The following is a 12,177-nucleotide window of genomic DNA, read 5'->3' as shown; positions in this document are numbered from 1 at the left end:
TCTGAGATGTCCACAAGCGAATGCAATTTTACAACGTAACTCTCACTACTTTTGCTTTATCTCTGCTAGTTTTATCCCCTCATTTGGGAATACTTCGGCAAAAAGGCAATTTTCTGCGCTCCACTCCGATGCAGCGGGCGACAGCCAGTTTGTCAATTCGATAATTGACGAATGGTGTTTCGGAAGATTCCATGACAAAATCGGCTCATGATGCGCGATGCGATTACGTAATAAACGTAAGGGCGTCAGTGGTGAGCTAAAATCCTTGCGACGCAATCCTTTGCCGTTGGGTCGCTTACCAATTCGATGCAGTACGCGCTGCCATAGTTCTTCGTAGCCCTTTCCGAAAAAAGCTGTCCAATATGAAAATGTAAGCGCAGCTACTACTCGGCCAGCTTCAATCGGCTTGTGATCATCTAACAGATCGTTCTTGGCTTTCTGTAACTGCTCAGATTGCCACGCGCCTATCTGGAAATCAGAACAGTCATACCAAGGTAAAGCCTCTTCTTCGCTTTCCCAATTATCAATACTCCATTGCGAAGCAACGGCATGAATCCTGTTTCGTAAAACAACTTCGAGCATATGTAGTGAAATATGGAAGCAGGCAGAGAGTCGGCTATTCAGAGTGTATAGCTCAACCGCATGTGCACGATCACCATTTGCCCACGCCAGATAGCGACTGAAGCGCTCCAATGACAGTGCTTCCTCCAACGCAGCTATATCATTTTCATCCATGACAATTAATCCTGCTTGTATTTTTCCCCACCCCGGGTATATTAGCGCTGTAAACCCCGGTACCGTCTCTGTCATATGGCATGCGGCCGGGGTAAATTATTTTAAGGGCTTAGGCTTAAAAACTGGAGCTCCTGCTTTCTTCGAAGCTTTCATTTTTTCCTCTCTAGCCTGCTGAAATTCTGGTTCAAGCATTCTCACTTTTTCGATCAGACCATCCAGATGGTAGATGTTGCTGTTCCAATCACCTGCCGCAGTTTTGCGTGTCTCACGAATAAGAAACTTGGCGTTCTCCAGCTTTCTCATATTCAGTTGAATAGTTTTGTCCGTTACACCAATGCGCTTTGCCAGATCCTTCTTGGTAGGAAATGGCATACGGCCAGGATCAATCAAATAATCCAAAAGCTGAATTAGAATATTCATCTGTAACGCGTTGAGGCCCAGACGAGCCTGTGAGCGTATGAGGATTGATGGGATGCCAGTATACCCATGACGCAAGACCTGCTTGCCCCATATTCGTTCTGTGGATGATACTGGCTTCGTTGCTTCCTTGGGAAACTGAACTACTGTTTCGTCGCTTTTATTTTGTTCCATTTTAGAACCTCCGCTGTTGGATGAAATGACAGCTAGAGGTGAGATGCGCAATAGACCCTCACAGAGGGGGTAGGTAATTTTCTAGGGCCACCCGAATATATGTGTTTCCGATCATTCCATCATACCAGTTGCACAGTAACCGTTATTTAAGTGGTAGCTAAACGACGTCACCTAGGGAAACCAGTTTCCCTACCAGTGGGTAACATAGATTCCCTACAAAAATTGAATAAAACTCTTCAGATCACCATTATATCATATGAATCGAAGCCATACTGACTGGCACTCAGCACATCTCCCAACGCAGGGGGCAGCCATTGATACCCTTCAAGCAATAATAAGTTATGGCGGTGTTGCACCAGGTAGCTATCTTAAAGTCCCGGATATTTCGGATTGGATAGCCTTTAAGGCAGGTAGATACTTCTGAACCATTGAATCTAAAGATTCTGTTGTTGCCGCGAAACCCATATTAAGTGCCGCGACAGTTCTTTGACGGAAGTCAGTTAAGGGCACAGCAATCGATCTCAATCCCATTTCCACTTCCTGATCAATAGCCGCATATCCATGTTTACGGATCTGTTGGAGGTTATCCAATAAGCGATCCGGTGATGTTTCTGTATTCGGCGTTCGAGCAACTAGGTCTTCTGCGAAGAAAAGATCTTTGACCTGATCTTCAGGTAATGCCGCCAGAAGCACGCGCCCCATAGACGTACAATAGGCTGGCAATCGGGAGCCTGGCATTAGAGTGACAGACATAACGCGTTGCTGCGCTGCACGCGCTACGTATACAATTTCGTTTCCATCAAGAATTGATACTGAGGTGCTTTGGTGGATTTGCTCTGAAAGCTGATCAAGATAAGGCTGTACGATGCGAGGCAATGGCATCGCAGCGAGACAGCCTGTTCCCAAGCGAAGAATTCGGGGGGTCACCGTGAAGTACTTACCGTCGTAAGCACAATATCCCAGTTCAGCAAGTGTCAGCAGGCAGCGCCGTGTCGTGGCCCTGTCGTATTGTGTGGCATCAGCGGCCTCTGCAATACTTAATTTTGGTCGCTCAGCGGTAAAGGCCTCAATTACTTTCAGGCCTTTAGCCAAACCAGCCATCAGGTCACGATTCTTTATAGTCAAGCGCTGCCCCTCGTTTTGTGCGAATAACGAACAAAGTTCTTATAGCGCACAAAATGTTTGCAGTCGAGTTCTGTTCCTCATATCCATTCAGGAAATAGATGACGTTTTTCTCATTCTGGAGTGATAGAAAAATGGATAAGCGACTGGACAGCCTGGAAGACGCTGTGGCGGCCATTAAAGATGGTGCAACAGTTATGATCGGAGGGTTTGGTGGATCTGGGGCACCCATTGAATTGATCCATGCATTGATTGCAAAGGGACCAAAGGATCTTACCGTCATCAATAACAATGCTGGTAATGGCCGCATTGGTATCGCTGCAATGATTGATGCTGGGATGGTGCGCAAAATGGTCTGCTCATTCCCGCGCTCATCCGACCCGAGGGCTTTTACAGACAAATTCCTCGCAGGTGAAATCGAACTTGAGTTGGTGCCGCAAGGTACGCTGGCAGAGCGTATTCGCGCTGGCGGGGCTGGCATTCCTGCTTTCTACACACCAACGGCCTATGGCACAGAACTTTCAGCCGGGAAAACTATCTCTGAGTTCGATGGGCGCCCTTATGTACAGGAGCGTTGGCTTAAAGCTGATTTTTCGTTGGTAAAAGCTCATTATGGTGACCAGCACGGTAATCTGACCTATCGGATGGCAGCAAGAAACTTCAACCCGCTGATGTGCATGGCTGCCACTATTACCATCGTTCAGGTTTCCAAAATTGTCCCGCTTGGTGAGCTGAACCCTGAGCATATCATTACACCGGGGATATTTGTGAACGGTGTTGTCGAGGTTCCTGATCCGCAGCAGGAAGAAGTACTCATTCGTGAGGGAGCCACCGCATTATGATGATCGACACCCATGAAAATATAAAGCTGTCGAACGCTCAGATTGCATGGCGTGCGGCACAGGATATTGCTGATGGTGCTTATGTTAATCTCGGAATAGGTTTTCCGGAGATGGTTGCACGCTATCAGCCGTCCGGAAGGCAAGCCATATTTCATACTGAAAATGGTGTCTTGGATTTTGGTGAGGCGCCATTGCCCGGCACTGAGGACTGGGATCTGATCAATGCGGGAAAGAAAGCCGTTACATTAAAGCCCGGAGCCTCATTTTTCCATCATGCAGACAGTTTTGCGATGGTTCGAGGCGGTCATCTGGATGTTGCTATTCTAGGCGCGTATCAGGTTGCGCAGAACGGCGATCTGGCAAATTGGCGCGTTGGTTCTTCCGGCGTGCCAGCTGTCGGTGGCGCGATGGATCTTGTTCATGGTGCTAAGCAGGTTGTGGTTATCACCGAGCATCTCACAAAAAAAGGTGAACCCAAACTGGTTGATAAATGCTCATTTCCTCTAACGGGTGTCGGGTGCATTACGCGTGTCTACACAAGCCACGCTGTCATCGACATCGAGGAGGGCCGTTTTGTTCTTCGGGAAAAACTTGCAAACATGAGTGTCGAGCAACTTCAATCCATTACTGGCGCCCAACTGTATATTGACGGACCTGTTTCCGATTTGAGCGTACCGCAACTTTGAAAGATATGATCATGAGTGAAGCATTTATCTGCGATTATATCCGCACGCCGATTGGTCGTTATGGTGGGGCTCTTTCCAGTGTCAGAGCCGACGACCTTGGGGCCGTCCCACTTGCGGAATTGATGAAGCGCAATCCGTCGGTTGATTGGGAAGCCGTTGATGATGTGATTTTCGGCTGTGCTAATCAGGCCGGTGAGGATAATCGAAATGTAGCGCGGATGTCCTTGCTGCTTGCGGGGCTTCCTGTCTCAATATCTGGAACGACTATTAACCGGCTTTGCGGCTCCGGTATGGACGCGGTCATAACGGCTGCACGTGCTATCAAATCGGGAGAGGCAGACCTGATGATCGCCGGCGGTGTTGAAAGCATGAGCAGAGCACCATTTGTTATGCCAAAAGCCGAAAGCGCTTTCTCCCGGCATAATGAGGTTTACGACACGACGATCGGTTGGCGTTTTGTCAATCCATTGATGAAAGCGCAATACGGCGTCGATTCAATGCCCGAAACGGGCGAGAATGTCGCTGAGGACTACCATATCTCTCGCGAAGATCAGGATGCATTTGCCTTTAATAGTCAGCGTAAAGCAGCCGTGGCGCAAAAGAATGGCCGGTTGGCGCGTGAGATCGTGGCTGTTTCTATACCACAACGTAAATCCGCTCCAGTTCTTGTTGAAGCGGACGAACATCCCCGGGAAACAACACTCGAAACGCTTGCTGGACTTCGCGCTCCGTTCCGAACGGGTGGGACTGTCACGGCTGGCAACGCATCCGGCGTCAATGATGGTGCGGCTGCACTCATCATTGCTTCCAAGACGGCAGTCAAAAAATATGGGCTTACGCCAATTGCACGTGTCGTCGGTGGTGCTACTGCAGGTGTCGCGCCGAGAGTCATGGGTATCGGGCCAGCTCCAGCAGCAAAAAAGCTGCTGACATCGCTCAATTTGACCGCTGATCAGCTTGATGTCATTGAGCTCAATGAGGCATTTGCCAGTCAGGGCATTGCGACTTTACGGGAGCTTGGAATTCGTGATGATGATGCTCGCGTCAATCCAAATGGCGGGGCAATCGCTTTGGGTCATCCACTTGGTATGTCGGGTGCACGTATAACCGGCACTGCTGCGCTTCAGTTGCAGGAAACAAAGGGGCGTTATTCTTTATCGGCCATGTGTGTGGGTGTCGGACAAGGGATCGCTATCGTTCTTGAGAGAGTTTAAGTCATACGTTGCGTTGCCTGCCTTGGGCAACGCAACAAGCGGTTTATGGTTCGCATGATACCATTAAACGATACTACCATTAAGAGTGTTACATGCTGCACTATGATCCAGAGAAGATCAGGGAACTCTTGCGCATTCCGCGAGCAAAAAAGAGCCTCTCATTTAGTTTCTTTGAGCAAAATGTCGGAAAACTTCTGCTTGCTTTACTAGTGATAGCGTTGTTGCTTGGCTTTTGCAGATGACGAGCAAAGAGTCATATGATTACGCGAAATGTCCGATGATCTTTAGTATGGAAGATTTGAGCCGCGCTTGATTTCAGTCACTTCCATTAGTTACCTGACGGATCCATTTATCAAACGATTTGCCAGCATCACTTAGACGCCGCGTTGGATGCTTCAAAAGCATATATTGCGCATTGCTCATCAATGCCGCTTCGGGGAATGGCGCTGTTAAATCACCCCGCCGCAGTGCAGCTTCGGCTAATTGTATTGCGTAAAGCGCAACTCCGTCACTTTCGATTGCGGTCTGCTCAAGCAATGGGGTGTCGCGGATGATATGTCCGGATTTAAAATGCTCTAAAGGCAGGTCATATAAGCGCGCCCATTCCAGCCAGTTGTCGTAATCCCGGTCATGTATCAGAACACATCTAAGCAGATCGATTGGAGAGAAGAGCTGATTCTTTTGAGCAAATTCTGGAGAGCACATCGGTGTAAATGTGAGCCCCATTAATGGTTCGCAGTCATATTCTGGCCAACTGTCAGGGTGACCCCATTTAATAGCAATTTGCGTTTGCCCCGAAAATTCAAGCCGCTTATCAGACAAATTAAGCTGTAATTTCAGTGATGGGTTTTTATTAAGAAATTTTTTGAGCCGGGGAGCGAGCCATTTGGTGCTGAACGCTGGTTCCACTTCAATCTCCAGCGAACACTCACCGCGAGCATTGAAACAAGCAAATGTAGTTTCCAGCGCTTTGAAGGCTGGCTCGATCTCGCTCGCTAGCCTGGCCCCTGCCTCTGTGACGAATACGTGGTGTGGGGAACGTTCGAAGAGCACAATTCCAAGCTCGTCCTCAAGCCTTTTTATGCGATGGCTAACGGCCGATTGAGTAATGTTAAGTCTCTGAGCAGAAATTGAGAAATTACCGTCAGAATGAACCGCCAGAAATGTCGCCAATAATTCGAAGTTGGGAATTCTCTGATGCATTATCATGACCTTTCGTCATCATCATAATGCACAGATTTCGTTTCCAAGCCAAGGCATATCTGAATACAATTTTGAATATTCTGTCAAAATAAAACAGCTGTAACAACGGCTTAAGAGGATATCTTTTAATATGTCAAATCCAGTGGTCAGTACCCCTTGGGCTTCAAAAGATGAACAGACACTGCGCGAAGAACTTGCCGCAGTTTTTCGGCTCGCAGTTAGAAATGACTGGCATGAAAGTGTAGCAAATCACTTCAGTGTTGCGGTCTCCAATGATGGCAAACGATTCCTAATGAACCCACGCTGGCGCCATTTTTCGCGTATCAAAGCATCCGACCTGTTATTGCTTGATGCCAACGATCCTTCAACCATGGAACGAGACGACGCTCCCGATCCGTCCGCCTGGACCATTCATGGCTGTATTCATGCTGCAAGGCCTGATGCGCGATGCGTTTTGCACGTCCATTCTACATATAGCACTGCCCTGGCCAGTCTGGCCGATCCTGAGATTAAGCCAATTGATCAAAATACAGCCCGCTTTTTTAACCGAACGGCTATTGATATTGAATTTGGCGGCATTGCTGATGATCAGGATGAAGGGCAGAGACTGGTCCGAAAACTTGGAAATAAAAGGTCGATGATAATGGGAAATCATGGTATTCTCGTCACCGCGGCGAGCGTGGCAGAAGCTTATGATGAGCTCTACTTTCTCGAGAAATCTTGTAAGACGCTTGTGCTTGCTTACTCCACCCACCAGCCATTAAATATAATGTCGGATGAGTTGGCAGAAAAAACTGCTCAGGAATGGGACGACTATCGGGAAATGCCTTTTGCACATTTTTCTGAAATGCGGCGTATCCTCGATGAGGAAGAGCCAGGTTACGCTCAATGATGAATGGCAGCTATGCCTACTCTAAAAAGCGTGAAGATGTTTTGGGAGTAGGCATGCGCCTAAACATTTCGCCACAGCATAGCCATACCATATGAAGGTATGGCCTTCTAGCTGCTATACCACTCCGGCTGTTATATGGTTAAACAATGCACATACTCATTATAGAGAGCCATTGTCAGATATACCATGACGCTCTCATAGGCCTTCTGCCTGATGCGGTTATTGTTTCCACGAACGGTATCGAGCATGCATTGACTGAAGCTGGCCAATGTCCTTTCTGGATAGGTCAGCCTGATCTAATTGCTGGCTTACTGTCATGCGGTATCAAACCCGAATTTGTCCAGTCGAGTTGGGCAGGATTTGAGCCTTTGCTCGTGCCGGATTTGCCGAAAGATTATATCTTCTGCCGTGCGGTCGATGTATTTGGCCAGACGATGGCGGAGTATGTGTTGTCATATATCCTTGCGCATGAGCGCCAGCACGAACGGCGTTACCAGTCACAAAGTGCTGGTATTTGGGATAATACACAGCCAGGCACGCTTAGCGGTAAAACGCTGCTTATTGCGGGGACCGGTAATATCGGAGTATCAGTTGCAGATTTTTTCCGACCTTTTGGCGTAAAGTTATTAGGTGTTGGACGAACGGCGCGTGAACATGCTTCGTTTGACTATATTGGATGTTTGAATGAGATTAGTGAACTGGTTGGAAAGTCCGACTATGTCGTTAACCTCCTACCAGATGCGCCCGAAACACGTAATATTTTTAATGAGCGCCTCTTTCAGTGTTTTCGTCGCACTGCGATATTTATTAATGCTGGCCGTGGCTCAGCTGTTGAAGAATCTGATTTGATCAACGCCATAAATAATGGCTGGTTGGAAAAAGCAGTTCTAGATGTTTTTCGCCAAGAACCTCTTCAACCGAAATCAGCGCTTTGGTCAACGCCAGGAATTTCGGTAACTGGACACGTTGCAGCTCCAAGTGAGCCGCTTGCAGTTGCAAAGCTTTTCGTCGACAACTTGAATCGACTCAAGGACCAAATCCCACTTCGTGGTCAGGTTGAACTTGGAGAGTATGAAGCTTAATCTAAATCTGCCACCTGATTGCTTGACGGATCGTACAAATCAGCGCCTCGCATCTGCATTAGCTTTGAAAGCCGATGAGCCGTGTCTTTCAATGCTTCGCAATGCGCTTCAAAATTCTCTTCAATGACAGCCCGGTAAGGGCCCGTCACACCTACTGCGTATATAATAGGGGCCCGTTGCAAGATGACGGGGACTGCAATTGTGCCCAGTCCAGCCACATGCTCGGCAAGATCTGTGGAATAACCGCGGAAACGGATTAATTCGTATTCTTCAAGCAAAGGAGCTGCTTGCGTTTTGGTCTGATCTGTAAATTGTACAAGATTTTCAGAAAGTATCTTATCGATCAGTTCTGGCGATTGAAATGCCATAATAGCTTTGCCAGAAGCTGTAGCATTAATAGGCATTGCCATTCCGGGCATTACATATGTTCGCACGGGAGTATCCGGAGCAACACAAGTGACGGAGCGAATTTCATTGCCATCGAGCTTTGAAATAAATGCAGACTGTCCCGTTTTTTCCGCCAAAATCTGCAAAGGCTTCTGTGCTAATGTAACGACCCAACTCGTGTCAGGTGACGTGTGAAGCAGTTTGAGTAGCCGATCTCCAAGTTTGAAAGTGCGGTTCCGGGAATTGTTCGTACTGATCATGCCGCTGCTAATCAGAGCGTGTAACAAACGATTGACAGTTGTCTTAGGGAGGTCGAGCGCTGTTTCAAGCTCTGCAGCGGTCAGACCATCCGTGAAAGGGGCAACTGTTTCCATAATTGCTATGTAGCGCTCCAGCGGGCTATCTTTGTTCACAACGTCATTCATAAGTTAAATCTTCTATCCTCGGTTCCATAAGGCGATTAGCTGCAGGTCAGGTTAATTGTCTGGTCATTCAGATCGTTGAATGGGATCCTACTATCGAACGATTAATCGCATTCGGCAATCAGTGAGTTAAGTGTCAAAATGTAAAAGAATAAGAACAAGAGCACAATTATCCAATAAGAAGCGTCCTGCCGTTGGCTCGAAAGAAAAGAAGATTTAGTTTGCAGGAGAGAAAGGGCTGCGGAATCCGCAGCCCAGAATGCCTGTCAGTATTCTTTATTCTCACCTACATCCGCGGCGGATGTAGGAAGTCCGTAGCTTGTCAGTGCTTCACCAATAACACCATCATCGCGATAGCTCTTAAGCGATTTATTCATAGCATCGACAAATGTAGGATTGTTGTGAGACATCAGGAAGGCGGTCTGTGTCGGCAACGTTGTCGCGGCCACGCGTGGATCTGGTTGATATAATTTAACCTGGACGCCATTATCTTTATTAAGGTTGACTGCTGCGCCAAAGCCTTCGATCCCGGCGTCAATTCGACCGGCCTGCACATCCTGGGCCAGATTAAGGGATGATGGATATGTTTTCACATTGTCGTATAACTTTTCCAGATCCCCTACCCAGGAATAACCCTCAACCGTTCCGACGCGCTTGCCTTTGAGCTGATCAATTGTTTCAAATCCTTCTTTGGATTCAACCGCAACCTGATCAAGGTAAACTGCATCACTGAGCGCGACCACTTTGCCGCGAGCCGCAGTCCGATAGAAGCCGCCTATTGCTACATCGGCACGTCCTGACTGAATAGCCGAGACGGCGGCCGGGTAGCTAAATATTTCGTGTTCTATCGTCAGACAATTGTCTTTAGCGAATTTCTGAAGGATTTGGCCATCAATTCCGGAAACTCCGTTTTCATCGACCGAATAGGGTGGCGTATTTGTGAGGGCCACGCTGAGAACGCCAGCTTTGATTGGTTCAAGGGAATGCTTTGGTGTGCAATCTTGCGCTCCCGCAACAGTGGCAGTCATCGTGGTCAGTACAAGTGCGCCCAATAGAGTGAACTTATTTGCTTTCATGTTACCCTCCGGTTTTTCGATTTATTGGTTGCCTAACTTCATGAGTAATCGTGATTGAGGCCGATCATCTTTGATCGCTCAAACGACTGTGCTCACAAATATAAAGTTCCGATTATCGGAATATATCTTTATAAATGGAACTATGATCTATCGGCGAGCTTTGTCAAGCACTGCTAAATCGTGTCAAATCAGATTCAAACCCAGTGGCAACCAGACAAGTCATTGTTTGAATAGAAGAAATTGATAGCTCCGATAATTAAAATAAATTTCGTTAAACGGAACTATTGACTTTTATCGCAATCTAAATCCAATATTCGGTAACAATACCAATAATCGGAACATAAGATGACCCAATCCTTGCCACGTGTGACGTACTCCAACATTGGAGTGGATTTTTCCCCGGTACATGACTTCCTTGATGGAATGCTGCCAGGCTTCGAAGAAAATGAGCTTGGAAGACAATGGGAGACGCCATTCGGTACTGGCTCATTGCATTCGGTTAACAGTCCAATTCACCCGTCTATTTCGCTTGGATCATTTCCGTCGTCTACTTCTGCTGATATCGAAGCCGCTATCGCTGCATCTAAGCAGGCAGCTATTTCCTGGCGGGTGTCGTCACTTGAAGAGCGCCTTGCTTTCGCGGCACGCTGGAGAGACGTGCTGGCAGAGGAAAAATATCGTCTGGGGCTCGCGGCACTTTATGAAGTAGGCAAATCTCGTCTGGAAGCAATCGGAGAGGCCGAAGAAGCGGTCGACATGCTCGATTACTACCCATCTGAACTACGGAATAACGACGGGTTTGTACGATCCATGAACCAGCTTGTGGAGTTTGAAACTGCCACAAGCGTTCTCAAACCATACGGTGTGTTTGCGGTTATCGCACCGTTTAACTTCCCGCTGGCCTTATCGATAGGAATGATCGCGGGTGCTTTGATTACGGGTAATACGGTGGTGTTTAAGCCCTCACCCGAATGTCAATTGACCGGCCTGCTGATCGCTGAGACGCTGCGGAAGGCCGGATTGCCAGAGGGTGTTTTCAGTATTGTGCTCGGTGGAGCAGACGTCGGTCAGGGCCTTTCACAGCATCCCGACATCGATGGCGTTGCATTCACCGGATCTCACAACACCGGCATGAGTATTTTCCGTCATATGGCTACACAGCCATGGATGAAGCCAGTCATCGCTGAAATGGGCGGTAAAAATCCAACATATGTGACTACGAATGCTGATCTGGATCGGGCAGCTCAAGGCGTTGTCCGCTCAGCTTTCGGGTTACAGGGTCAGAAGTGTTCAGCTTGTTCAGTTGTTTACGTTGATGATGCTGTGAAGAATGATTTCATTGCTCGTTGTGTTGCCTTTGCCGAAAAGTTGAACATTGGCGACCCCCGTAAGCGTGATACTTTCATGGGGCCACTTTACAGTGAGGCGACGACAAAACGTTTCGTAACCTCTGTTGCACAGGCCCAATCTGAGGGGATTGTTCATTTTGGTGGGCAGCCGATTGAAGGCAAACCTGAAAACTACTTCACTCCAGCTATTGTTGAGATGCATGGGCCTTCGAACCTGACGCGCGATGAATTGTTTATGCCATTTGTTGTCGTGCGCGGTGTCAGCTCTCTTGAAAGCGGTATCAACGAAGGCAACAGCGTCGCTTATGGTCTTTCGGCTGGCATTTTCACAAGAGATGAGAAGGAGCTCAATTACTTCCTCAACAATGCTGAAGCAGGTGTTCTTTATGCCAATCGTGCCAGTGGTGCGACGACGGGCGCTTGGCCAGGTGCGCAACCATTCTGTGGTTGGAAAGGCACTGGTGTCAGCGGAAAGGGCGGTCTTGGCGCTTACTTCCTGCCACAGTTCATGCGCGAACAAAGCCACACAATCATGACCCGCTAAGCATTATAAAGCGATTTATTGAGAAGATCACT

12 protein-coding genes are annotated in these 12,177 nt (G+C 47.9%); 6 read left to right on the top strand and 6 right to left on the bottom strand.

Annotation, left to right across the window (positions count from 1 at the left end; all coding sequences use genetic code 11):
• Positions 1 to 45: 45 nt before the first annotated feature.
• From U2P60_RS19835 to U2P60_RS19825, 3 genes are all read right to left on the bottom strand, one after another.
• Positions 46 to 735 carry a hypothetical protein gene (locus U2P60_RS19835; RefSeq protein WP_413574104.1) on the bottom strand — a complete coding sequence of 230 codons (690 nt, stop codon included), beginning with the start codon at positions 733 to 735 and terminating at the stop codon, positions 46 to 48.
• A gap of 96 nt (positions 736 to 831) precedes the next feature.
• Positions 832 to 1,326: a helix-turn-helix domain-containing protein gene (locus U2P60_RS19830; RefSeq protein ID WP_413574102.1), complete on the bottom strand. Its 495-nt coding sequence runs from the start codon at positions 1,324 to 1,326 to the stop codon at positions 832 to 834.
• 363 nt (positions 1,327 to 1,689) lie between these two features.
• A complete protein-coding gene (locus tag U2P60_RS19825) occupies positions 1,690 to 2,451 on the bottom strand; it encodes an IclR family transcriptional regulator C-terminal domain-containing protein (RefSeq protein WP_413574101.1) in 762 nt (253 codons plus the stop codon).
• 131 nt (positions 2,452 to 2,582) lie between these two features.
• Between U2P60_RS19825 and U2P60_RS19820 the strand changes: the two genes are divergently transcribed.
• From U2P60_RS19820 to pcaF, 3 genes are read left to right on the top strand one after another with little or no spacing between them, the layout of a single operon-like run.
• Positions 2,583 to 3,290, top strand: coding sequence for a 3-oxoacid CoA-transferase subunit A (locus tag U2P60_RS19820; protein WP_413574099.1), 708 nt, complete (start codon positions 2,583 to 2,585; stop codon positions 3,288 to 3,290).
• Entirely contained in the window at positions 3,287 to 3,976 is a 690-nt protein-coding gene (locus tag U2P60_RS19815) for a 3-oxoacid CoA-transferase subunit B (protein WP_413574097.1), read from the top strand. Before U2P60_RS19820 ends, U2P60_RS19815 begins: the two co-directional genes overlap by 4 nt.
• A gap of 11 nt (positions 3,977 to 3,987) precedes the next feature.
• Complete coding sequence (pcaF, locus tag U2P60_RS19810; protein WP_413574095.1) at positions 3,988 to 5,190, top strand: 3-oxoadipyl-CoA thiolase; 1,203 nt, start codon at positions 3,988 to 3,990, stop codon at positions 5,188 to 5,190.
• 315 nt (positions 5,191 to 5,505) lie between these two features.
• Here the strand turns inward: pcaF and U2P60_RS19805 are convergent, their stop codons facing one another.
• Positions 5,506 to 6,393 (bottom strand): LysR family transcriptional regulator, encoded by an 888-nt coding sequence (locus tag U2P60_RS19805; protein WP_413574093.1) that lies wholly within the window; start codon positions 6,391 to 6,393, stop codon positions 5,506 to 5,508.
• Positions 6,394 to 6,523: 130 nt separating this feature from the next.
• Between U2P60_RS19805 and U2P60_RS19800 the strand changes: the two genes are divergently transcribed.
• On the top strand, positions 6,524 to 7,285 hold the full coding sequence (locus U2P60_RS19800) for a class II aldolase and adducin N-terminal domain-containing protein (protein ID WP_413574092.1): 762 nt from the start codon (positions 6,524 to 6,526) through the stop codon (positions 7,283 to 7,285).
• A 251-nt stretch (positions 7,286 to 7,536) separates the two neighbouring features.
• A complete protein-coding gene (locus U2P60_RS19795) occupies positions 7,537 to 8,367 on the top strand; it encodes a D-2-hydroxyacid dehydrogenase (RefSeq protein ID WP_413574090.1) in 831 nt (276 codons plus the stop codon).
• On the opposite strand, the gene U2P60_RS19790 is transcribed toward U2P60_RS19795, so the two are convergent.
• Positions 8,364 to 9,179, bottom strand: coding sequence for an IclR family transcriptional regulator (locus U2P60_RS19790; protein WP_413574088.1), 816 nt, complete (start codon positions 9,177 to 9,179; stop codon positions 8,364 to 8,366). The genes U2P60_RS19795 and U2P60_RS19790 overlap by 4 nt on opposite strands.
• 263 nt (positions 9,180 to 9,442) lie before the next feature.
• Positions 9,443 to 10,252: a substrate-binding periplasmic protein gene (locus tag U2P60_RS19785; protein ID WP_413574087.1), complete on the bottom strand. Its 810-nt coding sequence runs from the start codon at positions 10,250 to 10,252 to the stop codon at positions 9,443 to 9,445.
• A 345-nt stretch (positions 10,253 to 10,597) separates the two neighbouring features.
• Here U2P60_RS19785 and U2P60_RS19780 point away from each other — a divergent pair, with 345 nt between their 5' ends.
• On the top strand, positions 10,598 to 12,145 hold the full coding sequence (locus U2P60_RS19780) for an aldehyde dehydrogenase family protein (RefSeq protein WP_413574086.1): 1,548 nt from the start codon (positions 10,598 to 10,600) through the stop codon (positions 12,143 to 12,145).
• Positions 12,146 to 12,177 lie beyond the last annotated feature (32 nt).

Origin of the sequence: Brucella sp. H1_1004, from assembly GCF_047308065.1 — a bacterium.
GTDB lineage: Bacteria > Pseudomonadota > Alphaproteobacteria > Rhizobiales > Rhizobiaceae > Brucella > Brucella pseudogrignonensis_B.
Note: the sequence above shows the minus strand (reverse complement) of the source record. Positions and strands in the feature narration are given on the sequence as shown.